This is a genomic window from Paenibacillus xylanexedens (assembly GCF_007680605.1).
GTDB lineage: Bacteria > Bacillota > Bacilli > Paenibacillales > Paenibacillaceae > Paenibacillus > Paenibacillus xylanexedens_B.
Genome location: NZ_VEIO01000009.1, coordinates 189,725 through 213,501 on the forward strand (window position 1 = coordinate 189,725; position 23,777 = coordinate 213,501).

A 23,777-nucleotide genomic window follows, 5' to 3' on the forward strand; every position below is an offset into this window, starting at 1 on the left:
TCTGTTCTCTCCGTTCATGTGTGGAAAAAATCTCAACTTATATCAAACCGGTTTGTTCACGGTGACGTAGCGTCCGTTTAATTGGACCAGACCTTGCGCGAACCAGGATACCACTTCAGGATATAACTGCTGTTCGGCTGCATGAATAGCTTGGCTAATCGTTTCCGCCGTATCCCCTGGCTGAACTGGCACAGGATGCTGGGCAATGATTGGCCCCGTATCCATGCCGCCGTCCACAAAATGAACGGTTACACCTGTCACTTTCACACCATAATCAAGTGCTTGTCCAATTGCATCTTTGCCGGCAAAGGCCGGGAGTAGCGATGGATGAATGTTGATCAGTCGACCCGCGTAACGCTCCACCATCACTGAGGTTAGAAGTCTCATATAACCTGCTAACACAACCAGATCAATCTGTTTGGATTCAAGCACTTCGATAATTTCTGCCTCGTATGCTTCACGCGAATCATACGCTTTGGGCGTAAACAGATGGCAGTCTACCCCTGCATCCTGTGCGCGCTGCACAACGCGTGCAGCAGGTTTATCACAGACGAGTAATTCCACCGATGCACCCAAATGACCATTCCGTGCCGCATCAACCAGAGACTGAAAGTTGCTTCCGGTCCCTGAGGCAAATACAGCAATACGGTAGTTCGTCATTAAACATCCGCTCCCGTGAAGGTTACTCGCGCATCTCCTTCAGTTACACGGCCGATGATGTACGCTTCTTCACCAGATGCTTTCAGTTGCTCCAATGCTTTTGTTGCATCCGCTTCGTTCACAACCAAGACAAGTCCGATCCCCATGTTAAACGTCGTGAACATATCACGGTTCGATACATCGCCTTTTTGCTGTAAAAGATTAAAGATTGGCAAGACCGGCCATGAACCATAATCGATATCTACGTTCACGTCGCTTGGTAACATACGCGGTATATTTTCAATAAATCCACCGCCCGTGATGTGCGCCATCCCTTTAACTTTGACATTCTCCAGCAGGGACAGTAATGGTTTTACATAAATTTTCGTTGGCTCCAGCAAGGCATCGCCCAGTTTGCCACCCAGCTCCGTCACTTCGGAATGCAAATCCAGGCCAGCTTCTTCAAGCAACAATCTGCGAACCAGAGAAAATCCGTTGCTATGCACGCCGCTGGAAGCGAGGCCGATCACCGTATCTCCAGGTGCGATAGTTGTGCCATTGATGATTTTTGCTTTATCCACGATACCCACGGTGAAACCTGCGATATCATACTCACCTTCACTGTACATTCCCGGCATCTCAGCCGTTTCACCGCCGATGAGCGCGCAGCCGGACTGATGACAGCCTTCCGCGATACCCGCAACGATCGCCTCAATCTTCTCCGGGATAACCTTATCGCAAGCGAGGTAGTCCAGGAAAAAGAGCGGCTCCGCTCCTTGAACAACGATATCATTGACACACATGGCTACTGCGTCGATACCAATCGTGTCATGACGGTCCATCGCAAATGCGATTTTCAGCTTGGTTCCCACACCATCTGTACCGGAAACCAGAACCGGCTCATCATATTTATCTTTGTTCAATCCGAACAGGGCACCAAATCCGCCCAAATCCGTCATCACTTCCGGACGGAAGGTACGCTTTACGTGTTTTTTCATCCGTTCAACCGCTTCATTCCCTGCCGCGATATCGACGCCGGCCTTTTTATATGCTTCGGACACAACCCTCACACCCTTCGTATCTTGTATAAATCGAGCTGAAAATATTTACACCGCACACTCCGATGACAGAATAACCTATGAAAAGTCTAACTCATTAATTGTTGTTGCTCATCTCTAAGAGATGATTCTGTACCAACTCAAATCCAGCTACACCCATTGTAATGTACTGACTGTACTCTTCCGGTGGAACCATTCGAATGAATTCGTCACCGTTGTATACCCCACCGGCACACTGGAATACTTGCAGTTCTTTTTTCGCCGGAGTCAGCGGGATGTTACCAACAATGCTCCATGTGCCATCCTTCAGCAGCTTGGGTGACGTGAAGATCACGTTGCTAGTACGTTTACCATACTTATAGACAAGGAATTCGCCGTCTTCCAAACTTACGGTTTCGTCACGCTGAATGCTCATCACGCCGAACGAAAATGCCTTTTTGAAGCGGTCTCTCAGTGCACATATCACCTGACACACGGCAAACCGTCCATCATGCATTGGAATCAAAAAAATATCGCCCTCATTATAGCTTTTTCTGCCCATAAGCCTACCTCCTAACAGCTGCAGCCAAACTTCTCTTCACCGTCGAAGTCAAGACGCGTCGGATAGTCATTATCGAAGCATGCCAGGCATAGTCCGCCCTTGTAGTCATCCTGATTGTCCCCTTGAATCGAAGAAATCAGTCCATCCGGGCTGAGGAACGCCAGGGAGTCCGCATTGATCTCGCGGCAAATCTCTTCAACCGACAGAGAGGAAGCAATCAATTCACGGCTATCCGGTGTATCAATACCATAGAAGCACGGATTCTTGAATGGCGGCGAAGTAATCCGCACATGCACTTCCGTTGCCCCTGCGTCACGCAGCATATTCACAATCCGGCGGGATGTTGTCCCACGTACGATCGAGTCATCGATCATCACTACACGTTTGCCTTCCACGACACGGCGCACGGCGCTGAGCTTCATCTTCACGCCCTGCTCACGCAACTCCTGGCTTGGCTGGATAAATGTACGTCCGGTGTATTTATTTTTGATCATGCCCATCTCATATGGAATACCGGTCTGTTCAGCGTATCCAATCGCCGCCGAGATGCTGGAATCTGGTACCCCCGTAACCAAGTCCGCATCCACAAACGATTCAATGGCCATCCGGCTGCCCATGCGTTTCCGCGCAGCATGCTGGTTCGCTCCGTTCATATCACTATCAGGTCGAGCAAAATAAATATATTCCATCGCACAGAGCGCCTTGCGGTGTTTATGATGATCAAAACGATCCTCATGCAAGCCATCTGCATCCAGCACAAGCAGTTCCCCTGGCTCAATATCGCGAATCAGCTCTGCGCCGATGGTTTCAAGTGCACAAGTTTCAGACGCGAACAGGTATGCATCCCCAAGCTTACCCATCGTCAGTGGACGAAGTCCATGCGGGTCAGAAGCAACCAGTAGCTTATCATTTGTCATGATCAGAAAGGCATAACCACCGACAATACGCTGGAATGCGTCCTTTGCCGCCTCTACAAGACCTTTCGAAGAACGTGCAATCAAGTGAGCAATAACTTCAGTGTCACTCGTCGTCTGAAAAATAGAACCGCTCTGCTCCAGCTCACGCCGGATCGTTGGTGCATTTACGATGTTGCCGTTCGTTGCAACGGCCAAGTCACCATCGCGATATTTAAAAACCAGCGGCTGTGCATTCGTCAGCTTGCTATCCCCACTCGTGGAATAACGTACGTGGCCTATGCTGATATCACCTGTCAGTGTCTGCATCAGGTCTTTAGTGAACACTTCTTTCACCAGTCCCATACCGCGGTGATAGTTAAATTGTGTGCCGTCGCTTACACACATACCTGCACTTTCTTCCCCGCGATGCTGCAGTGCATGCAGACCGTAGTAGGAAAGGGAAGCCGCATCAGGGTGCCGATACACCCCGAATACGCCGCATTCTTCCTTTAATTTGTCGAGTCCTTCCTTGCCGGACCCTTCGTTATAATAATCGCCTGTCCACAACGGTTCCGTCATCAGTTCATGAGACATGGAATCGCATCCTCCCAGACCTTAGCCAAACCTCCTACAGGTTCGTTCACGGCTGATGTTCCGTTCAATTCAATCGTCAGGTTACTTCCTTCAACACGTCCGATCACAGCTGCTGGCACTCCGCGTTCACGTACGAAAGCTTCCAGCTTACTCGCTTGCTCCGGCGAAGCCGACAGCAAAATACGGGATTGGCTCTCACTGAACAGAGCATGATCTGCACGCAGAGCAGTCTCTACATTCACTTGTGCGCCCACGTTACCGCTGATGCAGGACTCTGCCAATGCAACGGCCAGACCACCTTCGGACAAGTCATGCGCGGAGCGGACAAGCCCGGATTGGATAGCTTCCAGCACCGTGCTGAGCAACGCCTTCTCCGTGTTCAGGTCAAGCTCAGGCGGACGGCCTTCTGTTACGCCGTGAACGGCGTATTGCAGCTCGCTACCGCCGAGTTCCGCTTTGGTTTCACCGAGGAGCATGATGACATCTCCTTCGGATTTGAATGCTTGTGTCGTGATATGATCCGTATCATGAACGAGACCTACCATACCGACCACTGGCGTTGGATAGATGGAGCCTTTGGCGTTTTCATTGTACAAACTCACGTTACCACCGATGACTGGTGTATCCAGCACACGGCAAGCTTCCGCCATACCGTCCACGGCTTTTTCCATCTGCCAGAAAATATCCGGTTTCTCCGGGTTACCGAAGTTCAGGTTATCCGTAATTGCCAGTGGCTCCGCACCGGAACATACGATATTCCGCGCTGCTTCACTCACGGCGATACGTCCGCCCACCTCAGGATCAAGGTACACGTAACGACCGTTACAGTCCGTTGTCATCGCAAGACCTTTGCGCGTTCCACGAATCGTCACCACTGCTGCATCCGAACCTGGACGTACGGCTGTGCTTGTACGCACCATGTAGTCGTATTGATCGTAAACCCATTTTTTGCTCGCCACCGTCGGGGAAGCCAGCACTTGTTTCAATGCACCGCCGAGATCCGACACCTCGTCATAACGAAGCGTGTCGATGGAAGCACTTGCCTCATAATAAGCTGGTACGGAAGATGGCTTGTCATATACCGGACACTCGTCAACCAAAGCCGTTACAGGCATATCGCCAACCACTTCGCCATGGTGGATCAGCTTCAGGCGACCATCGTCTGTAACTTTACCGACTTTGGCACAGATGACACCCCAACGTTCAAAGATTTCCATCGCCTGCGCTTCATCCTTCGGCTCAACGACAAACAGCATCCGCTCCTGAGACTCCGAAAGCATCATCTCGTAAGGTGTCATGCCTTCTTCACGCTGTGGCACCTGATCCAGATACAACTCCAGACCGTTACCTGCTTTACTTGCCATCTCCGCACTGGAGCATGTCAGACCTGCCGCACCCATGTCTTGAATACCGAGCACGATGCCCGTATCGATCAATTCCAGACAGGATTCCATAACCAGCTTCTCCATGAACGGGTCACCGACTTGAACGGCAGTACGCTGGGACTCGGATTCTTCGGTCAGCTCAACGGAAGCAAACGTTGCACCGTGGATACCGTCACGACCCGTTGGTGGCCCAACGTAATACACCGGGTTACCTACACCTTTGGCTACACCGCGCTGGATTTTGTCATGATCGATCAGACCCACGCACATGGCATTCACGAGCGGATTGCCTTCATAACTCTCATCAAACATCACTTCACCTGCAACGGTCGGAATCCCGATACAGTTACCGTATCCCGCAATACCCGCTACCACATGCTCAAACAAATATTTTACGCGCTCGCTCTCCAGCTTACCGAAACGAAGGGAGTTGAGTAGCGCTACCGGTCTTGCACCCATGGAGAAAATATCACGGATAATGCCGCCTACGCCTGTTGCCGCCCCTTGATAAGGTTCTACCGCGGAAGGGTGGTTATGGCTTTCAATTTTGAAAACAACGGCTTGGTTGTCACCGATATCCACGATTCCGGCACCTTCACCCGGTCCCATCAGGACACGCGGACCACTTGTCGGGAAACGACGCAAGAGTGGCTTGGAGTTTTTGTATGCGCAGTGCTCAGACCACATAACGCTGAATACACCAATTTCCGTGTAGTTTGGCTTGCGGCCCATGAACTCACAGATCAGCTCATACTCGCTGTCAGACACGCCCATCTGTGCGTAAAGTTTATGTTCTGCGACCTGTTCTGCTGTTGGCTCCTTAGCGGATAGCTGCTGCGTCATGCCGATCCCTCCATGCTTTCAAAATTGATGTAAACATCCGTTTGCCGTCTTCCGAACCGAACAGTGAATCCACTGCACGCTCCGGGTGCGGCATCATGCCCACTACATTGCCTGCTTCGTTACAAATTCCCGCGATATCCCCCAGGGAACCGTTCGGGTTGCTACCATATGTGAATACAATCTGATTGTTTGCTTGCAAACTTGCCAGTGTTGCTTCGTCACAATAATAGTTGCCTTCACCGTGAGCAATCGGAATGACAATCTCTTCGCCCGGTGCGTAGTCACGTGTGAATGGTGTGTCTGCGTTAGCCACTTTCAATACCGTGTCATGACAGCGGAATTTCAGCGACGTGTTACGGATCAACGCTCCCGGGAGCAGACCTGCTTCCGTCAGGATCTGGAATCCGTTACAGATACCCAGTACATATTTGCCTTGCTCTGCAGCTTTAGCCACTTCGTTCATTACCGGTGCGAAACGGGAAATTGCTCCGCAACGCAAGTAGTCTCCGTACGAGAATCCACCGGGAACCAGAATGCAATCATACGCGGACAAGTCCGTAGCCGTATGCCATACATAATCAACCTCTTGTCCAATCGCATCCTCTACTGCTTTGTAACAGTCGATGTCGCAGTTGGAGCCAGGGAACACAAGAACTGCAAATTTCATGAGATTAACCCTCCAATTCGTAGCGGTAATCTTCAACAACGGTGTTGGCGAGCAGCTTCTCACACATCACTTTCAATCGTTTTTCCGCTTCCACACGATCTGTTGTATCCAGATTCAGTTCCATGACTTTACCGATCCGTACACTTTCCACTTCGTTGAATCCCATGGAATGCAGGGCTCCTTGAACAGCTACGCCTTGCGGGTCGAGTACGCTTTGTTTAATAGTGACATATACGGTTGCTTTGATCATGATCTGTATGTTCCTCCTCAGTAATGAACGGGATAAATGCTTTATGCTGTTAAAAAAAGTGCTGTGGCCTTGGGACGCTCGCTTCGGTGTGGATGGTTCCTCCGGCCGCTGGTTGTTCCCCGGTTTTTGATTCGTTTTGGCCCGCGCTGCGGTCAAAACCCGGGAACAAAGGCGGACGCTTCGCTCCTTCGTGAACCATTCCACCCCTGCGCCCCATTCTGCGGCGCTAATTTTTTTAAAGGCCTAAACCCTTTGCGTTGCTCGGCGGGTAGTAAAACAGGTGATGCCTTGGGACCTCGCTTCGGTGTGGATGGTTCCTCCAGCCGCTGGTTGTTCCCCGGTTTTTTGGATTCGTTTTGGCCCGCGCTGCGGTCAAAACCCGGGAACAAAGGCGGACGCTTCGCTCCTTCGTGAACCATTCCACCCCTACGCCCCATCCTGCGGCGCTAATTTTTTTTAAAGGCCTATACCCTTTGCGCTGCACGGCGGGTAGTAAAACGGTGGCCTTGGGACGCCCGCTTCGGTATGGATGGTTCCTCCGGCCGCTGGTTGTTCCCCGGTTTTTTGGATTCGTTTTGGCCCGCGCTGCGGTCAAAACCCGGGAACAAAGGCGGACGCTTCGCTCCTTCGTGAACCATTCCACCCCTACGCCCCATCCTGCGGCGCTAATTTTTTTAAAGTCCTATACCCTTTGCGTTGCTCAGTGGGTAGTAAAACGGTGGCCTTGGGACGCTCGCTTCGGTGTGGATGGTTCCTCCGGCCGCTGGTTGTTCCCCGGTTTTTTGGATTCGTTTTGGCCCGCGCTGCGGTCAAAACCCGGGAACAAAGGCGGACGCTTCGCTCCTTCGTGAACCATTCCACCCCTACGCCCCATCCTGCGGCGCTAATTTTTTTAAAGGCCTAAACCCTTTGCGTTGCTCAGTGGGTAGTAAAATCGGTAGCCTTGGGACGCTCGCTTCGGTGGCAACGATAGAACCAGCCCAATCACGCAAACGTAGACAGGTCTTAAATCCCTTTAGTAACCAATGATTTTCAGTCTTTCAGATTACATTATTGCCAGGCTTCATACTTGGTGAAGCCTGCGCCTTAATTACCTCATCCACCAGTTTGAACACTGGCGGAGGGAAAGATTTGAGCTGGAGAAACGAAGTGCTCGCCTTTGCAACCGGAATGTGTCCTTTTGAAAAAAGGATACGAGTCCAAACATTCCGGGGGCAACAGCGATCGAAAGCCAAACTTTCCAGAAGTCACGCTCAAATTTCACTCTACTTAATCTTTCCCGAAGCCCGTGCTCAAACGTCATCCACTTATTATTTCGTTAAACGTTTATAAATATCGACGTATCTTGCCGTTGTCGCTTCCACGACCTCTTGCGGAAGCGGGTCAGGCTTGCTGTTCTTGTCCCAATCGGTGCCTGCCAGATAGGTACGGACGGGCTCTTTATCCATGCTGTCGATCTCAATGTCGAGAGCATAGTTTTCTTTTGCCCAGAAGCGGGAGGCATCCGGGGTGAAGATTTCATCAATCAGGATCACCTTGCCGTCCACGATGCCAAACTCGAATTTGCAGTCTGCCAGAATGATACCGCGCTGATCGCAGTAATCACGCGCGAACTCATAGAGGCGCAAGCTTTTCTCCTGAAGTTCAATGGCAAGGGCGTCTCCGACAAGCTCTTTCATACGCTCCATCGGAATGTCCTCGTCATGACCAACGTCATTTTTGGCAGCCGGTGTGAAGATGGGCACTTCAAGCTTGGCATTTTTGCGTAGACCTTCCGGCAGTTTGATTCCATTCACTTCTCCGGTTGTCTCGTACTGTCTCCAGCCGCCGCCAGTAATGTATCCGCGCACCACACATTCAATATCGATGCGCTCGGCTTTGCGTGTAACCATGATGCGGTTTTTGAGCAATTCAGGTTCGGTGACCAGATCGCCCAGCTGACTCACATCGGTATGAACCACGTGATTTTCCATCATGCTACCTGTCAGTTCAAACCAGAAGCTGCTGAGTTGATTCAGCACATTGCCTTTCTCTGGAACCGCCGGGTCAAGCACATAATCAAATGCCGAGATGCGATCCGTTACCACAATAAGAAAATGCTCACCCAGATCGTACAACTCGCGTACTTTTCCTTTATACAACAGAGGTGCTTTAACAAGATCTGCCGCCGTGGACAGTGCCATGGGGTCACCTTCTTTCAGGAGATGTAAATTATACGTCCAATTCCCCTCATCACGCGGGGCCACTCCAAATGCAGAAGAACCTTCCGATCGCTGTTATCCCCGAATTTTTCTGATCAATTGTATAAGGGGAAAATTCGGTGATAAAGGCGAACGCTTCGCTTCTACAGGTTTTTTCTGCCTTCTCCGTTACAGCGTGAACACATAATCAACCTATAATTTTAGTAGGGTATTTCTGTCCTCTGCGTTCCCTGCTAGCCCACTATTCGATTCTCTAGCCTATTTGGAATATATATTAGTCATTCAAGCCGAGTTTTTTGAAAATGGTATCGACATGTTTCAGGTGCCAGGACGGGTTAAATGCATCTGCAATTTCTTCTTCGTTCAGCACGGCTGTGATTTCCGGTGTGGACTTCACGATGTCCTGGAACTGACGTTGTTCTTCCCATGCTTGCATGGCACGCGGTTGAACGGTATCGTACGCTTGCTCACGGCTGAAGCCTTTGTCGATCAGTTTGGTCATAACACGACCGGAGAAAGGTACGCCGAAGGTACGTTCCATGTTGCGTTTCATATTTTCCGGGAACACAGTCAAGTTCTTCACAATGTTACCGAAACGGTTGAGCATGTAGTTCAGCAACATCGTTGCGTCTGGCAGAATGACACGTTCTACGGAAGAGTGCGAGATGTCGCGCTCATGCCACAGTGTTACGTTCTCGTACGCAGACACCATGTGTCCGCGGATAACACGGGACAGACCAGAAATGTTTTCACTGCCGATCGGGTTGCGCTTGTGTGGCATTGCGGAAGATCCTTTTTGACCTTTGGCGAAGGCTTCTTCCACTTCACGGAACTCACTCTTCTGCAGTGCACGTACTTCTGTAGCAAATTTGTCCAGGGAAGTTGCGATCAATGCCAACGTAGCCATGTACTCTGCGTGACGGTCACGTTGCAACGTTTGCGTCGAGATTGGTGCAGGCTTGGTACCCAGCTTCTCACACACAAACTCTTCAACAAATGGATCGATGTTGGCATACGTTCCAACAGCTCCGGAGATTTTACCAAATTGTACGCCATCCGCTGCATGGCGGAAACGCTCCAGGTTACGCTTCATCTCTTCATGCCACAACGCCATTTTCAATCCGAAAGTTGTTGGCTCTGCATGTACACCATGCGTACGTCCCATCATTGGCGTATGCTGGTATGTCAGTGCTTTTTCACGCAAGATTTCAATGAAATTAATAATGTCTTTCTCCAGAATTTCATTCGCTTGACGCAGTACATAGCCCAGTGCGGTATCCACCACGTCTGTGGAAGTCAGGCCGTAGTGTACCCATTTCCGCTCTGCACCCAGGCTCTCCGATACCGTACGTGTGAATGCAATGACATCATGGCGTGTTTCCTTTTCGATCTCATAGATCCGATCAATGTCAAAAGAAGCGTTCTGGCGAAGCAAAGCTGCTTCTTCCTTCGGGATAACTCCAAGCTCAGCCCATGCTTCGCATGCACAAATTTCAACTTCCAGCCACGATTGGAATTTGTTCTCTTCTGTCCAGATGGCTCTCATTTCGGGTCTGCTATAACGTTCAATCATGAATTTGTATGCCTCCATAGATTAGTTTGTTCGATCCATTGCAATCCTTCTCGGGCATCCTGACAGAGCAGGTTTACATGCCCCATCTTCCGTCCTGTCTTCGCTTCGCTCTTTCCATATATATGAAGCTTAGGGATAACACCGAGTTCCATCGCCTCTTCATCAGGTTGCCCTGTTCTTGCGATGATTCCTTCCAGATGCTCACCAAGCACATTGACCATAACCACGGGACTTAACAGCGTTGTATCCCCCAGCGGCAATCCGCAAATGGCACGAATATGTTGTTCAAACTGTGATGTGGAACAGGCCTCCATCGTGTAGTGTCCGGAATTATGCGGCCTTGGAGCCAGCTCGTTCACATACAGTCTGCCGTCAGCGGCTACAAACAGTTCCACCGCCAGCAATCCGACAGCTTTCAGGGATTCGGCAACTGCAGCGGCCAGTTTCTGTGCTTCCAGTTGAATGTCTGTAGCCACTCGCGCAGGTACGATCGAAGCATGCAAAATGTTATTCACATGAATGTTCTCCGCAGGCGGGAACGTTTTGATCTCTCCATTCGTGCTACGAGCAACAACGACCGAAATCTCGCATTCAAACTTGATAAATTGCTCCAGCACCAGCTCTGCTCCTGTCGATGCAAGCTCTTGATACGCCTCTTCAGCTTCCGCTGCGACCCGGATCACCCGCTGACCTTTGCCGTCATATCCGCCAGTCACTGTTTTCAGCACACATGGAACGCCTAGTTCACTCACCGCAGCATTCATCGTATCCAAACTGGTAATCTCGCGGTATGGAGCAACTCTTACCCCGGCAGCTTCAATCGCACGTTTCTCACGCAAGCGATGCTGGGTTGTGTATAAAAGGGAACTTCCTTGCGGTACATACGACTCACGCTCTAGTAAAGCCGCCACTTCTGCATCCACATTCTCGAATTCATACGTGATCACATCGCATTGCTGCGCGAGTTCTCTTGCTGCCTGTACATCGTCGTATCCGGCTTCAATCTGTTTCGCAATCTGGCCACAAGGTGAATCCGGTGTTGGATCAAGCGTCACGAATCGATACCCCATCGCCGTTCCGGCTAGCGTCATCATCCGTCCAAGCTGTCCGCCGCCAAGAATACCGATTGTTGTATGTCCAGGTAATAAAACAGGCTGTTCTTGCCCTGTTCCTATATCCTGTCTAGTTGCCTCGTTACTCATAGCTCATCACTGCTTTCCAGTACTTCTTGTTTAATCCGTTCTCTGCGAGCTTCGGAGCGACGCTGCACCTCCGGGTCAAATGCGCCAATGATCTGCGCCGCAAGCAAGCCTGCATTTGTCGCACCCGCTTTGCCAATCGCAACCGTGGCTACCGGGATGCCGCCAGGCATCTGCACAATGGACAGCAAGGAATCGAGACCGTTCAATGCTTTGGATTGAACCGGAACACCGATGACGGGCAACATCGTTTTGGATGCCACCATACCTGGAAGATGAGCCGCTCCGCCTGCACCTGCGATAATGACCTTGAATCCGCGGTCGATCGCCTGTTCTGCATATTCAAACATCAAATCCGGTGTACGATGTGCGGAGACGACCTTTTTTTCATAACCAATCTCAAGCTCGTCCAGCACCTCGCACGCATGTTTCATCGTTTCCCAATCGGACTTACTGCCCATAATTACAGCAACTTGCACTGACATGAATACATCCCACTCCCATCTGAGCATTTTAAAAAACGAAAAAGTCCGCTACCCGCGAAAATATTACATTTTCTCCGGACACCGGACTCCAAGAAATACGTATCCCTCATTTGGGCATGCCAAAAGGGGCTTGCTGTCCGCAATCAACCATGCGACTCTCAGCCGTATCTCCTCGTAGTCCGGAAATTTACGGTTTCCGGGTAGATACTTCCGGGCCCTATTCCCGGCGTTATACGAGCAAATATCTATTCGTTACATCTTCGTTTACCATGTTCCACAATCATACAGCTTTCGTTCCTACTCGACCTTATTTTAACCTGATCGACACATCTAACATTCTAACAATCCCCTACAGCGTATGTCAACTTAAAGACGAACATTTAACATATTGACAAATCTAATGTTCGGGAATTAGTGAAGTGTTAACCAATAAACTCCAAATTCGCTTGAAATACCCCATCCTGTTGCTTCAAAATAAAATAAAGAAAGCCGGCTACTCTTCAATTTCTCGAAGACAACCGGCTTGTTCACACGGGAAAGGAGCACGAAGTACACCCTCCCTCTTATTTCAACATCATTTTACGATCAATACAGGAATTTGAGCATGCTGTACTACATTGTGGCTGACACTGCCCAGCACGAATTCACGGATTCCGCCTAAACCGCGGGAACCAATAATAATGATATCCGAGCCGTTTTCTTTGGCATAGTCCAGCAACACTTCGGCTGCAGCTCCTTGGATCAAATCCACATTGGCCGTAACACCGGCAGCTTGAATTCGCTCTTTCGCTTCATCGGTCGTTTGCACAGCCAGATTGTAGTAATCGTTATTCAGTGAAGCCGGAAGCGGCGCAAGCCCCTCCCCGATAAATACGCGCGGAAAATCAAATGCATGAATGACATCGAGCACAGCCCCCGGCGATGCCTTGGCGAACTCGATTGCACGATCCAGTGCTTTATTTGAAGCTTTTGACCCATCATAAGCTACTAATATTTTGGAAAATAACATGTAAATCCCGTCCCTTCCTTATATATGTAGAACCCGAAGCAAGCCTCGGTCTGACATCTAAATTCCTTACAGAGCCTGGAACCATGTAACTTCTTAAACCTTCACAGGTTGAAATGAACCACTTAATAAGAAACAATTTACATAATAAATTCATCCATCCCTACACAATCACTGCAAAAAGTAACCATACATCACTGCATTCAGAAATACGAGCAACGGAACGCCAATCGTAAAGCTGGGATGTTTCGTTTTATGCCTTTTCCGATACATCGCAATCCAGACGCCTAACGCACCACCGATAAAGGCTAGTAAAAACAACGTTCGCTCGGGCGTGCGATCCCGCCGCTGCTGTGCACGTTTCTTGTCGTCTGACATGACCAGATATGCGACAACATTAATAAAGATAAACCATACGATAAGTCCGGTATGCATATGCGTTTAGCGGTCCCCCTGTCCCGGGACATCTCCCTGTCTCCATTATAATCCCAAGACAGGCAGATGATCAACGCGGGCAGAGAACCGCACTCTTTTACATTAAAACTAATTCTACGATTCCTGTTTCGGAATTCCGTTCAGGCTAGGCACCCTTTTGGCTGATTTCTCAGGGGTCACTGCGATATTCTCTTCCCGAATGCTATCCTTATTCTGCTGGTTATTGCGTTTTTCCGGTTTGTTATGCGGCATCTCAGGCTCACCTCCTCCGCTTACGTTGCCTGAAAATGAAGCATCTTATACGAAGGGGCTTTAGGGAGCATGTCTAGTTGTTACGGTGGCTGTTTAGAAAATGATATAACGCTCCGTACAGGTTTGCATCGTTTCCAAACGTACAGGCTGTGATCTTCGGGCTCGCCTTATGCAAAGGGTTAATTCGCTTAAGTTCACCAATTGCCCATTGGATTCGCTCCAGCACAACAGGCTGTGCACTAATGCCTCCTCCAATGGCAAACACTTCAGGGTCGAGAATGTATTGCAGATTCATGATCTGAACCGCAATCTGTGTGCAAAAGGTGTCGAATACTCCGCACGCCTCCGCATCTCGCTGATTAATAATTTCAAACACGGCCTCACCATCGGCAGGGTCATCCAGCCCTTTTAACTCACCAATCTGTCTGACCATCTCTACAGCCGAGCTCTCCAGTCCAAAATAGGCCGCTTCCTTCGTTACCGGATCAATCCGGCTCATCACATAACTAACCTCTCCGGCTGACAAGTTTTTGCCACGCTGCAGTTTACCGTCCATGATGATTCCTCCCGCGATGCCGCTGCCCAGCACCATAACGACGGAATCCTTGGTATCTTTGACACTGCCGAGCCATAGTTCAGCAAGCGCTGCGCACTTCCCGTCATTTTCAATGGACACATGGATCGCATATCTGTCTTCAAGAAGCTTGGCTAAATTCACCTCATGCAAAAATGGAAAAGAACCGCCGTGATACACCATTCCTGTCTCCACATCGATTGTTCCTGGACAACTCAAGGCAATGCCCCGAATCTGTGACAAGTCTTGTGCATCCACGATGGCATAAAGAGCATCCTGCAGTTCCTGCAAGCCACTCCGACCAACGCCACGTTTTCCCTTCGACAACAGCTCTCCGTTTTCGCTCATGATTCCGTATTTAATAAAAGTTCCACCAATATCAATAACTAGATACATTCTGTCAGCCTCCTGATCTGCCTATCATTCATCACCATCATAATTGAAATATAGAGCGTTTCCATTTATATTTATGGTATTCATTTGCGATTAATGGTATTAAATTTTGATCTTTAGGGAGAAGGAGCATTCAGTGCCAACGATAACCGAAACCAAACTTCAATGGATCTTACAAACGATATATGAGACTTCCCGGGTTCCCGCGTTCTACCTGATGCGTGGTTTGGATCGTCACCCTTCTTTTAGCCCGGAACTCGCGAACCAGCTTCTCTCCGTCCCGATCCATCTAAAAATTCAGATCATCGACTACAATACACAAATGGATAAAATGATCCTGATGCCAGTCGCTACTCCTGAAGGGCAAGGTCTGCTTGTTCTCTGGCCCAATGCACAGTCATATGTTGAGCATGTTCCATTTTCATTGGATCAACAACTGAATTCAACCACATTCATTGAACACAATGATCTCCATCAACTGCTGAGTGTGGCAATTATGGCCCATTACCTTTTACATCATGAAATATTGGATCAAAATCAAGTACTTGAGGATAACAAACATGTTATAAATAGCCCTACGGAAGGTGTACTTGAACTGTCTCTTCTGGAACAGAGAGAGCGGAGATTGTTTCATAAATCCTACCTTTCGGAGAAAAAGGTATTTGATCAGGTTCGTCTGGGGAACAAACATAACATGCTTTTGTACCTGAAACAGCATATGGAGTTGAACGGGGTCTACGGCACATTATCGAAACAGGATAGTTTACGGAGCAAAAAGAATTTGATCATCGCAGCCATTACACTCGGAACCCGCGCTGCAATTGATGGGGGGTTGTATTCGGAGTCGGCGCTTACGCTTAGCGATACCTATATCCAACATATTGAGAAGTTGACCCGGATTGATTCGATTCACCCGATTCTGCATAAAATCCTAGGTGACTTTACCGAACGTGTAGCCAAAGTCCATCGGGCTCATAACTCCAAAGACATTCTGTTATGTCAGGAGTACATATTCAATCACTTATACGATGACTTAAGTCTCTCCGTACTATCCAAGCATCTGCAAATAAGCCCCTCCTATCTTTCCCGTAAATTCAAGGAAGAGACTGGAGAGGCACTTCGCATTTTTATACAAAGGCAACGGATTGAAGAAGCCAAAAATCTGATCGTTTTCTCAGACTATCGCCTGAGTGAGATTCATACGTTGCTTAACTTTCACGATCAGAGTTATTTCATCAAAGTGTTTCGAAAACATACGGGTTTCACACCAAAAGAATATCGTAATCGATTTGTGGTCAAGCCTTCTTGAACATGAGGACCTGAATCTGGTCATCCCATTTAAATAGTCCGAGATCGTTTAACACTTATTCTCTCACCTTATGTTATCTTTGCCGCATTCCTATTTTCCTTGTTTCTCCATAGCGGCCTTGAGTAAATCTCCCAGGTTGGAGCCGATGGATTCCTGCTTCGCGTATTGCTTCACCAGCTTTTGTTGCTCGCGTTTGTTCACATGCTGCTTGTCTTTATCCAGCGTTTCGGTGATTCCACATGGCAGACACTGTACATACAGTCCTGCTTTGCCTTCCTTAATCTCCATCTTTTTATGGCACTGCGCGCAGCGGCGGTTCGACAACCGCTTCTCATTGGAGCGGCGATAACCACAGTCCTCTGTAGGACATACGAGAAACTTGCCACGTTTCCCCTTTTTCTCAAGCAACTTGGCATTACAGTCCGGGCAGTGGCTGTTGGTTACATTATGCGGTTTGTACTCGGCTTTACTGCTTTTTACAGTGGATACAAGTTCCTTCGCCATCGAGCGAATACCATCCAGGAACGGCCCTGGTTTCCCCTGTCCACGTGCTATGCGCTCCAATTCAGCCTCCCAACGAGCTGTCAGTTCAGGTGTGCGCAATTGCGGGGCGGCAAGCTCAATCAACTGTTTGCCTTTGCCAGTTGGATGCAGACTGTTCCCTTGACGATCAATCGTATCCGAGCTGACCAGTTTCTCAATAATATCTGCACGTGTCGCAGGTGTGCCCAGTCCGTGCTTCTCCATCTGGGAGAGCAATCCTGCTTCCGTATACCTCTTCGGCGGCATCGTACGCCCACTCTTGATGTGGCAACGCTGAAGTGTCACCGTCTGCCCCTGTTGCAAGTCTGGCAACAAAGCTCGATCATGTTCACCTGCATCATCCGAACGCTCATCTTCTTCATCCGTGTAATCCCCGCCGTATACTTCACGCCAGCCACTATCCTTGACCGTTGTGCCTTTCACGTGGAAGGAATCCTTACCTACCTGTACCGTAACAGCTACTGAATCATACCTTGCTGCCGGATAGAACAGACTGATGAAACGGCGAACAATCAGATCGTATAACTTACGTTCCTCCGGGCTGAGTTGATTTAAGAGCACCGTCTGCTCGGTTGGAATAATGGCATGGTGATCGGTGACCTTGCTATCATCAACAATCCGTTTCGTGATATTCAGGTTTTTGCGCAGTAAAGGGCGTGCAAGTGATGCATAAGGTCCAACAGCTACACTCTCGAGTCGTTCTTTTAACGTTCCCGTCATGTCGGAAGTCAGATAACGGCTATCTGTCCGCGGATAGGTAACAAGCTTATGCTGCTCATACAGACGCTGGAGTACGTTAGAGGTCTGTTTAGCGGAGAAACCGTGTTTACGGTTCGCATCCCGTTGCAGTTCCGTAAGGTCATAAGCCAGCGGATGCGGCTCGACTTTCTCACTTTTTTTCACCTGGGCAATCGAGCCTTTCCGCCCTTCTACTCGTGCTTTCAATTGCTGCATATCCTGTTTGTCGAAAACTCTTGAATCCCCGCCAGATGCACGCCAAACCGCCTGAAAATCTCCAAAATCCGCAGTTAACGTCTCATATTCCTGTGAACGGAAGCCGTTAATTTCATTTTCCCGATCCATGATCATACCCAAGGTTGGCGTCTGTACACGTCCAGCGGACAATTGAGCATTGAAGCGTACGGTTAACGCACGTGTAACATTAAGACCAATCATCCAGTCCGCTTCTGCACGGCAACGTGCGGATTCGTAGAGACGGTCAAATTGACTTCCCGGCTTCAGCGAAGCAAATCCGTCCTTGATCGCTTTATCCGTTTGGGATGAAATCCACAGTCGTTTGAACGGCTTTTTCCACTGCGCCATCTGCATAATCCATCGTGCAAGCAGTTCTCCTTCACGGGCCGCATCGGTTGCGATGATAAGCTCACCTACATCCTGACGTTTCATCAGCTGCTGCACGGCTTTATACTGGTGATTCGTTTCCCGGAGCACCTTCAGCTTGGTTCGCTCTGGCAGAATCGGCAGATCCTCCAGATTCCACGTCGCGTACTTTTTGTCATAATCCTCAGGCTCAGCCAAACCCACCAAATGTCCCAAGGCCCACGTTACAATGTATTTCGGACCTTCCATATAACTTTTATGTTTATCACGCGCGCCCATCACCCTTGCAATCTCACGGGCTACAGATGGCTTCTCTGCGAGTACCAATGTCTTCACTTCGTATCTCTTCCTTTCTTTCCAGACGCTAATGATCGGCGACAACGGATCTTTCTTCCTTGTCTTCCTACCCTCTCATCTTTACATTATATCATCTCATCGGAATCATGTTTTCGACAAATGTGGATTCCAGGCGGTGTGTTAAACGGATCTCTTTTGAGAGCAATAAGCAATATTTGTTATCCCAATACCAACCCAACATGTAATATGTATGTAACTTATTTGTGTGGAATTTAATTTCAATCAAGATATGCACAACCTTTATTTCAAAGAAACATAGAGTAAATGACTGATTTCACTATAAAAAAGTGATTTGTATACGTTTTTTTGAATCGATTTAATCTTTGTCAGATTACTTAACACCAATGTAAGATGTGCAAAAGTATTTATACAAAGATTGCTAAAACACACACATCATCTTAGACACAGGAAGGGAGCGTGGATGCATGACTTATCATGGATCTGTATTGAAAAAAGGCGGTGCCTTATTACTCGCGGGAACCATGGTTGCCGCAACGTGGGGAGGAACTGCTGTACCTTCGGCTTTCGCCGCCGCCGCAACTCCTCCAAGCCAAACCTCCACCGTCACTACCCTTGCAGGGAAAACGCCGGTCAGTGCCGCAACCTTCGTTCAGTCCATGGAAGAAGCCGCTACACTTGCAGGTGTACCTTTCACCATGGACAAGCTCTCCGGTGCGACAATATCACGCAAAGATGCTGCACTTGCCTTGCAGCAATGGCTCAAGCTGGACACCGCTCCGGCATCCTTCAAGGATGTGCCGAAGCAGTCCGATTATGCCAGTGCCGTCGGTGCCCTGAATGCCGCCGGACTAATGAAAGGCTACACGGACTCTCTTTTCTTACCAAACGCTGTACTGACAGCGAGCGACGTCTCTATTTTGAAAAACCGCATCTATACCTACATAAAACCGTTTGTGCTTGAAGAAGCCACGATCATGGATATGCAGAATGCCATGGCACAAGGTAAACTGACATCCAAAGAGCTGGTGCAACATTATCTGGATCGTATCGCCAAATACGATGATCAAGGTGTCAGCATCAATGCTGTCCTGAATCTGAACCCGGATGCGCTTAAAATCGCAGAGCAACTCGACGAAGAGCGCGAAGCTCAGGGACCTCGCGGCCCGCTTCATGGTATCCCGATCCTGGTGAAGGATAACTTTGATACCAAAGACATGCCAACCACGGCTGGTTGTATCTGTCTGAAGGATTCTATTCCGGCCCATGATGCAGAGCAAGTGAAGAAGCTGAAAGCAGCGGGAGCCATTATTTTGGGCAAAACCAACCTGCATGAGTTCGCTTTTGGCATTACAACATCAAGCTCGCTGGGAGGACAAACGCTTAATCCGTACGCCCTTGATCATTATCCGGGTGGTTCGAGCGGTGGAACGGGTGCGGCCATTGCCGCGAACTTTGCTGCAGCAGGTATGGGTACCGATACAGGTGGCTCCATCCGCATACCGTCCAGCTTTAACAGCCTTGTGGGTATTCGTCCAACCATTGGCCTCTCCAGTCGGGAAGGCATCATCCCACTAGCACTGACACAAGACGTTGGTGGGCCGATGGCACGTACCGTAAGTGATGCGGCGATTATGCTGGATGCTACCGTTGGTTATGATAAAAAGGATGTCGCCACGGCTTACGCGGTAGGCAAAATCCCTTCCAGTTACACAGACTTCCTGGACGCGAACGGACTGAAGGGTGCTCGGATCGGTGTAGCCCCTGAACTCATCCCAAGCACCAAAGCGGAAGAAAAAGCGGTTGCCGACGTTATCAACGTTGCTGTCGAGGAGCTCAAATCCCTTGGAGCAACTGCTGTACCGATCTCCATTCCGAACTTTGCAGAGATCAATAAATATCCTAGCCTCAGTGGCTATGAGTTCAAATTCCAGCTGAATGACTATCTGGGTTCTCTAGGTGATAATGCCCCATATCATAGCCTGTCCGAGATCATCGCATCCGGTCAATTTGATAAATCCCAAGAACAAGCCATGAAAGCACGGGATGCACGTGACACGTTAGATACATCAGAGTACAAAGATATTGTCCTGAAGCGTACTCAAATTACTCGTGATTCCTTACTGAAAGTCATGGCGGATAACCATTTGGATGCAATCATCTATCCTACGTCAACACAAGCTGCTGGCGTGATTGGCAAAGGGCAAACCTCTGGTGCCAACAATCGTCTAAGCCCATTCTCCGGCTTCCCATCTATTACTGTACCGGCTGGCTTCACAACGGATGGCTTGCCTGTAGGCTTGGAATTCCTGGGCCGCGCCTTTGACGAGGGCACTCTGATCAAGCTGGCTTACAGCTACGAACAAGGTACACACCATCGCCAAGCACCAAAGTTAACGCCTTAACGCTTCCCCCTTTATTGAACATTCTTCATTAAACGCGCACCCCATTCACGATTCTGTGAATCGGGGTGTTTTTCGATTTATATTTTCAATTTGCCCAGTTCTTGATTTGTCGTCTACAATATGTATGAGGAAGTTTACTACTTGTACATCGTTTGAACCACACAATAACAGGAGGTTTTAGATGAACTATTCAAGATGGCATATGCTGCTTATTACTGTGCTCAGTTTCTCCCTTTTGGCCACATCAACGGTTAGTGCTGCCAAGACTACTAATGCCAAGAAATATAAGTGGGCCAAGCCCGCTGTAGAATTTATGGCCTCTCACGGTGTTATGCAAAGCTACGAACAGGAAGCAGATCGTTTAAACCAGACAGTGTCCAAAGCCGAATTAACCCAAATGATACATACCTTATTCAAAGAATTCCGTGTTGAACCCGACAAAAAAATCGAAATTGCAGGCGTACCAGAAGGAAGCACCTATTATTCTATTTTTAGAGATGTGTACGGAAGTATTCCGAGTAATCCTTCAGGAATGATCGCAGCAGCAGATCAGATAAACTACAATGATGAAACTTTTACGTATCAACCTTCTAAGAGTTTGTCTCGCTGGGATTTATTAATTGCCCTGAATGCACTATTCCCTGATATCCGTTATAGCCTGAATGAAATGGACACAAAAGAAATCATAAATAAAATAAATTCGTTCAGGGATATCCCGAAAAGAACATTTTCTTCTTTTGAAACATACGACAAATGGAAGTTTGCTTATCAACCACTGGCTCCTGAGTTAGGTATTATTCAAGAAAAAAAACACAATGTATATCTTGGATCCGATCTTGATGGTGTAAAAACATATGCTATGCTCAGCTTCTCTAAAGCAGGTATCATGAAACCCGATGCCAAAGGGAAATTTTATCCGAATCAAAAAGTAACGTTAGCAGAGACGGCAGTTATTCTGCAACGCATCTACAACTTTTATGGCGGAAAAGGTTATAAACATCAGCCAACCAAAGATGAACTGATCCCGAATGGCACCCGTTTGTTTTTGCATGAGGGTGAAAAATCTGCTACTGGAACCACAGGTGATTTCGCTCTAGTTAATGCGGATGATGTTTCAACATTGTACCTTTCCATTAGTGCCAAGGAACCGGTCGACCTAAGAATTACTGTAAACGGTGAATCAATCAACTATACCTATGAACGTTTAAACGTTCTTGATGCTCCGGTCATTATCCCTTTTGATGGTGCGTATTATGTTGAAATCTATCCCATCCTGCGCAGGACTGGCAAGCTCGTTGGAGAACCACAAACCGATGAAGAAGCCGAAGTTTATAACAACTTAAACCTGGCCTACTTTACTTCAGATCACTGGACTGATTTTACTGAGACTAAATTGGATTTCGATGATTCACAACGCGAGTATGAACAATATTTAAAAGAAAACGAATAGACAAGAAAAGGTAGAGCTCATTTATGGAGTCTCTACCTTTTTAATTCTTTCTGTCACATTGTGGATTCAAGTTTTAGTTCATCCGTTTCTATATTCACATCATGTTTACTCAAAGCTATTCATTTTAGCTATTATTTACCCTCTATCCGGCACACCCCATCGAACAACCAGACCCGAGTACGTTAGCCCGCCTCCAAAACCAAATAGTGCAACGTTCTGCCCATGTCTGAGCTTCCCTTCATCCACCGAAATCTGCAATGCAAGTGGAATAGAGGCCGCAGAAGTATTCCCACGATACTCCACACTCGTTAATGTACGCTCGAGCGGAATCGGTCCGCGTTCACACATCGCTTCAATCATGCGCATGTTGGCACTATGCGGAACAAACCAATCGATTTGCTCAGGTGACATTTCAGCTCTCGTAATAAGCTCAGCTAATTGTTCCGGAACCATGCGGACTGCCCATTTGTAGACCTCTCTTCCGTTCTGCACCAGATTGCCCCCGGCATTCAAAGGCTGACCATGCATCTCTGTAGAAAGTCCGCTTTTATATAAGTGCATGCCACCTTCTCCTTGTGTCCCGGAAATGACAGACTTAAAGTCACCCTGGTCAGAAGCACGTTCTACCAGAAACGCACCGGCCCCATCTCCAAACAACACGCACGTTGTGCGATCTGTATAGTCCGTTATTTTGGATAACGTTTCTGCCCCGATGACGAGTACCTTGCGATACATCCCACTGGTTACCAGACTATCTGCCAGCTGCATACCGTATGTGAACCCGGCACAAGCCGCGTTCAGATCAAGCACTCCTGTCCGGGGAATGCCCAGGTTTGCCTGGACTCGTGAAGCCGAACTTGGGAAAGCATACTCGGGTGTACTTGTTGCAAAAAGAATCATATCTACATCGGTGATCTTCACCTCGTAACGACGCACCATATCTTCCACAGCTTTTGTGGCCAGATCTGATACAAATTCATGTTTGCCTGCAATCCTGCGCTCTCTCATGCCAGTTCGCTGTACAATCCATTCATCACTTGTATCGACCATTTTTTCCAAATCTGCATTGCTTAGTATCCGCTCAGGTACATACGTACCCATTGCTGTTATTGTTGCTTTAGATTGATGATTCATAGCTAAGATCACCTCGAATGTTTTTTTATCATTATAGCACTAAGTCTTAGTACTTGGTACTAAATTATTTTTGTAGAAGACCATTATTTATTAACACGAACGCTGACAATACAAAAAAACAGTCCAATTTCTTGGACTATTCGACAATTAACCAGCGTAAGTATATAAAAAAATAAAAACCACCGCCGAATTACATTGGCAGTGGTTCTTTGCTTTGCTTGGCGGCGTCCTACTCTCCCAGGACCCTGCGGTCCAAGTACCATCGGCGCTAGAGGGCTTAACGGTCGTG

Annotated in this window: 23 protein-coding genes, 1 rRNA gene and 1 riboswitch; of the genes, 3 read left to right on the top strand and 21 right to left on the bottom strand. The window is 48.4% G+C overall.

All coding sequences use genetic code 11. The features are described 5' to 3' along the window. Positions 1-42: 42 nt before the first annotated feature. The 18 genes from purN to FS818_RS25285 all read right to left on the bottom strand — a co-directional run bounded on the left by purN (position 43) and on the right by FS818_RS25285 (position 14,994). Positions 43-660 (bottom strand): phosphoribosylglycinamide formyltransferase, encoded by a 618-nt coding sequence (gene purN, locus FS818_RS25215; protein WP_145335822.1) that lies wholly within the window; start codon positions 658-660, stop codon positions 43-45. Further along, the gene (gene purM, locus FS818_RS25220) at positions 660-1,700 is read right to left on the bottom strand and encodes a phosphoribosylformylglycinamidine cyclo-ligase (protein ID WP_145335825.1); all 1,041 of its coding nucleotides are present in this window, start codon (positions 1,698-1,700) and stop codon (positions 660-662) included. The genes purN and purM overlap by 1 nt, the downstream gene beginning before the upstream one ends. A gap of 94 nt (positions 1,701-1,794) precedes the next feature. Continuing rightward, complete coding sequence (locus tag FS818_RS25225; RefSeq protein ID WP_145335826.1) at positions 1,795-2,238, bottom strand: immunity 26/phosphotriesterase HocA family protein; 444 nt, start codon at positions 2,236-2,238, stop codon at positions 1,795-1,797. An 11-nt stretch (positions 2,239-2,249) separates the two neighbouring features. After that, the gene (gene purF, locus FS818_RS25230; RefSeq protein ID WP_145335828.1) at positions 2,250-3,728 is read right to left on the bottom strand and encodes an amidophosphoribosyltransferase; all 1,479 of its coding nucleotides are present in this window, start codon (positions 3,726-3,728) and stop codon (positions 2,250-2,252) included. After that, positions 3,713-5,956 (bottom strand): phosphoribosylformylglycinamidine synthase subunit PurL, encoded by a 2,244-nt coding sequence (purL, locus tag FS818_RS25235; protein ID WP_145335830.1) that lies wholly within the window; start codon positions 5,954-5,956, stop codon positions 3,713-3,715. The genes purF and purL overlap by 16 nt, the downstream gene beginning before the upstream one ends. Continuing rightward, positions 5,934-6,623 carry a phosphoribosylformylglycinamidine synthase subunit PurQ gene (purQ, locus tag FS818_RS25240; RefSeq protein ID WP_145335832.1) on the bottom strand — a complete coding sequence of 230 codons (690 nt, stop codon included), beginning with the start codon at positions 6,621-6,623 and terminating at the stop codon, positions 5,934-5,936. The genes purL and purQ overlap by 23 nt, the downstream gene beginning before the upstream one ends. Before the next feature lie 4 nt (positions 6,624-6,627). After that, complete coding sequence (purS, locus tag FS818_RS25245) at positions 6,628-6,873, bottom strand: phosphoribosylformylglycinamidine synthase subunit PurS (protein WP_090923368.1); 246 nt, start codon at positions 6,871-6,873, stop codon at positions 6,628-6,630. Between the two features lie 152 nt (positions 6,874-7,025). Then, positions 7,026-7,292, bottom strand: a complete 267-nt coding sequence (locus FS818_RS25250) for a hypothetical protein (RefSeq protein WP_145335834.1) — start codon at positions 7,290-7,292, stop codon at positions 7,026-7,028. Between the two features lie 45 nt (positions 7,293-7,337). Continuing rightward, positions 7,338-7,511, bottom strand: coding sequence for a hypothetical protein (locus tag FS818_RS28980; protein WP_186375599.1), 174 nt, complete (start codon positions 7,509-7,511; stop codon positions 7,338-7,340). A gap of 62 nt (positions 7,512-7,573) precedes the next feature. Next, positions 7,574-7,729 carry a hypothetical protein gene (locus FS818_RS28985; RefSeq protein ID WP_186375600.1) on the bottom strand — a complete coding sequence of 52 codons (156 nt, stop codon included), beginning with the start codon at positions 7,727-7,729 and terminating at the stop codon, positions 7,574-7,576. Between the two features lie 454 nt (positions 7,730-8,183). Next, on the bottom strand, positions 8,184-9,056 hold the full coding sequence (locus FS818_RS25255; RefSeq protein WP_145335836.1) for a phosphoribosylaminoimidazolesuccinocarboxamide synthase: 873 nt from the start codon (positions 9,054-9,056) through the stop codon (positions 8,184-8,186). 292 nt (positions 9,057-9,348) lie between these two features. After that, positions 9,349-10,647, bottom strand: a complete 1,299-nt coding sequence (gene purB / locus FS818_RS25260) for an adenylosuccinate lyase (protein ID WP_145335839.1) — start codon at positions 10,645-10,647, stop codon at positions 9,349-9,351. Continuing rightward, positions 10,644-11,849: a 5-(carboxyamino)imidazole ribonucleotide synthase gene (gene purK / locus FS818_RS25265; RefSeq protein WP_145335840.1), complete on the bottom strand. Its 1,206-nt coding sequence runs from the start codon at positions 11,847-11,849 to the stop codon at positions 10,644-10,646. Before purK ends, purB begins: the two co-directional genes overlap by 4 nt. Then, positions 11,846-12,331 carry a 5-(carboxyamino)imidazole ribonucleotide mutase gene (gene purE / locus FS818_RS25270; RefSeq protein WP_090923373.1) on the bottom strand — a complete coding sequence of 162 codons (486 nt, stop codon included), beginning with the start codon at positions 12,329-12,331 and terminating at the stop codon, positions 11,846-11,848. Before purE ends, purK begins: the two co-directional genes overlap by 4 nt. A gap of 155 nt (positions 12,332-12,486) precedes the next feature. Beyond that, positions 12,487-12,588: riboswitch (purine riboswitch) on the bottom strand. A 317-nt stretch (positions 12,589-12,905) separates the two neighbouring features. Continuing rightward, the gene (locus tag FS818_RS25275; protein WP_145335842.1) at positions 12,906-13,340 is read right to left on the bottom strand and encodes a universal stress protein; all 435 of its coding nucleotides are present in this window, start codon (positions 13,338-13,340) and stop codon (positions 12,906-12,908) included. Between the two features lie 168 nt (positions 13,341-13,508). Beyond that, positions 13,509-13,772 (bottom strand): DUF1294 domain-containing protein, encoded by a 264-nt coding sequence (locus tag FS818_RS25280; RefSeq protein ID WP_145335844.1) that lies wholly within the window; start codon positions 13,770-13,772, stop codon positions 13,509-13,511. A gap of 114 nt (positions 13,773-13,886) precedes the next feature. Beyond that, positions 13,887-14,024, bottom strand: coding sequence for a hypothetical protein (locus FS818_RS28990; RefSeq protein ID WP_167375798.1), 138 nt, complete (start codon positions 14,022-14,024; stop codon positions 13,887-13,889). A gap of 73 nt (positions 14,025-14,097) precedes the next feature. Next, positions 14,098-14,994 carry an ROK family protein gene (locus tag FS818_RS25285; RefSeq protein WP_145335846.1) on the bottom strand — a complete coding sequence of 299 codons (897 nt, stop codon included), beginning with the start codon at positions 14,992-14,994 and terminating at the stop codon, positions 14,098-14,100. Between the two features lie 133 nt (positions 14,995-15,127). Here FS818_RS25285 and FS818_RS25290 point away from each other — a divergent pair, with 133 nt between their 5' ends. Then, positions 15,128-16,300 (top strand): helix-turn-helix domain-containing protein, encoded by a 1,173-nt coding sequence (locus tag FS818_RS25290; protein WP_145335848.1) that lies wholly within the window; start codon positions 15,128-15,130, stop codon positions 16,298-16,300. Positions 16,301-16,390: 90 nt separating this feature from the next. Here FS818_RS25290 and FS818_RS25295 read toward each other — a convergent pair whose 3' ends face one another. Beyond that, positions 16,391-18,520, bottom strand: coding sequence for a DNA topoisomerase III (locus tag FS818_RS25295; protein ID WP_145335850.1), 2,130 nt, complete (start codon positions 18,518-18,520; stop codon positions 16,391-16,393). Between the two features lie 446 nt (positions 18,521-18,966). On the opposite strand from FS818_RS25295, the gene FS818_RS25300 reads away from it, so the two are divergent. Then, positions 18,967-20,904 carry an amidase family protein gene (locus FS818_RS25300; RefSeq protein WP_145335852.1) on the top strand — a complete coding sequence of 646 codons (1,938 nt, stop codon included), beginning with the start codon at positions 18,967-18,969 and terminating at the stop codon, positions 20,902-20,904. A gap of 181 nt (positions 20,905-21,085) precedes the next feature. Next, positions 21,086-22,354 carry an S-layer homology domain-containing protein gene (locus tag FS818_RS25305; RefSeq protein WP_145335854.1) on the top strand — a complete coding sequence of 423 codons (1,269 nt, stop codon included), beginning with the start codon at positions 21,086-21,088 and terminating at the stop codon, positions 22,352-22,354. Positions 22,355-22,489: 135 nt separating this feature from the next. On the opposite strand, the gene FS818_RS25310 is transcribed toward FS818_RS25305, so the two are convergent. After that, a complete protein-coding gene (locus tag FS818_RS25310; protein ID WP_145335856.1) occupies positions 22,490-23,488 on the bottom strand; it encodes a ketoacyl-ACP synthase III in 999 nt (332 codons plus the stop codon). A gap of 216 nt (positions 23,489-23,704) precedes the next feature. Next, positions 23,705-23,777: ribosomal RNA gene (gene rrf / locus FS818_RS29630) — 5S ribosomal RNA — on the bottom strand; the annotation flags it as partial.

Excerpts from the sequence above, each read along its gene's own strand:
- FS818_RS25255 (WP_145335836.1), bottom strand. The coding sequence starts at position 9,056 with ATGGCACTGTCCACGGCGGCAGATCTTGTTAAAGCACCTCTGTTGTAT.
- purS (WP_090923368.1), bottom strand. The coding sequence starts at position 6,873 with ATGATCAAAGCAACCGTATATGTCACTATTAAACAAAGCGTACTCGAC.
- purQ (WP_145335832.1), bottom strand. The coding sequence starts at position 6,623 with ATGAAATTTGCAGTTCTTGTGTTCCCTGGCTCCAACTGCGACATCGAC.
- purK (WP_145335840.1), bottom strand. The coding sequence starts at position 11,849 with ATGAGTAACGAGGCAACTAGACAGGATATAGGAACAGGGCAAGAACAG.
- purL (WP_145335830.1), bottom strand. The coding sequence starts at position 5,956 with ATGACGCAGCAGCTATCCGCTAAGGAGCCAACAGCAGAACAGGTCGCA.
- FS818_RS25300 (WP_145335852.1), top strand. The coding sequence starts at position 18,967 with ATGACTTATCATGGATCTGTATTGAAAAAAGGCGGTGCCTTATTACTC.
- FS818_RS25305 (WP_145335854.1), top strand. The coding sequence starts at position 21,086 with ATGAACTATTCAAGATGGCATATGCTGCTTATTACTGTGCTCAGTTTC.
- FS818_RS25225 (WP_145335826.1), bottom strand. The coding sequence starts at position 2,238 with ATGGGCAGAAAAAGCTATAATGAGGGCGATATTTTTTTGATTCCAATG.
- FS818_RS28985 (WP_186375600.1), bottom strand. The coding sequence starts at position 7,729 with ATGGTTCACGAAGGAGCGAAGCGTCCGCCTTTGTTCCCGGGTTTTGAC.
- FS818_RS25280 (WP_145335844.1), bottom strand. The coding sequence starts at position 13,772 with ATGCATACCGGACTTATCGTATGGTTTATCTTTATTAATGTTGTCGCA.
- purB (WP_145335839.1), bottom strand. The coding sequence starts at position 10,647 with ATGATTGAACGTTATAGCAGACCCGAAATGAGAGCCATCTGGACAGAA.
- FS818_RS25275 (WP_145335842.1), bottom strand. The coding sequence starts at position 13,340 with ATGTTATTTTCCAAAATATTAGTAGCTTATGATGGGTCAAAAGCTTCA.
- FS818_RS25310 (WP_145335856.1), bottom strand. The coding sequence starts at position 23,488 with ATGAATCATCAATCTAAAGCAACAATAACAGCAATGGGTACGTATGTA.
- FS818_RS28990 (WP_167375798.1), bottom strand. The coding sequence starts at position 14,024 with ATGCCGCATAACAAACCGGAAAAACGCAATAACCAGCAGAATAAGGAT.
- purF (WP_145335828.1), bottom strand. The coding sequence starts at position 3,728 with ATGTCTCATGAACTGATGACGGAACCGTTGTGGACAGGCGATTATTAT.
- purE (WP_090923373.1), bottom strand. The coding sequence starts at position 12,331 with ATGTCAGTGCAAGTTGCTGTAATTATGGGCAGTAAGTCCGATTGGGAA.
- FS818_RS25285 (WP_145335846.1), bottom strand. The coding sequence starts at position 14,994 with ATGTATCTAGTTATTGATATTGGTGGAACTTTTATTAAATACGGAATC.
- FS818_RS28980 (WP_186375599.1), bottom strand. The coding sequence starts at position 7,511 with ATGGTTCACGAAGGAGCGAAGCGTCCGCCTTTGTTCCCGGGTTTTGAC.
- FS818_RS25250 (WP_145335834.1), bottom strand. The coding sequence starts at position 7,292 with ATGGTTCACGAAGGAGCGAAGCGTCCGCCTTTGTTCCCGGGTTTTGAC.
- purN (WP_145335822.1), bottom strand. The coding sequence starts at position 660 with ATGACGAACTACCGTATTGCTGTATTTGCCTCAGGGACCGGAAGCAAC.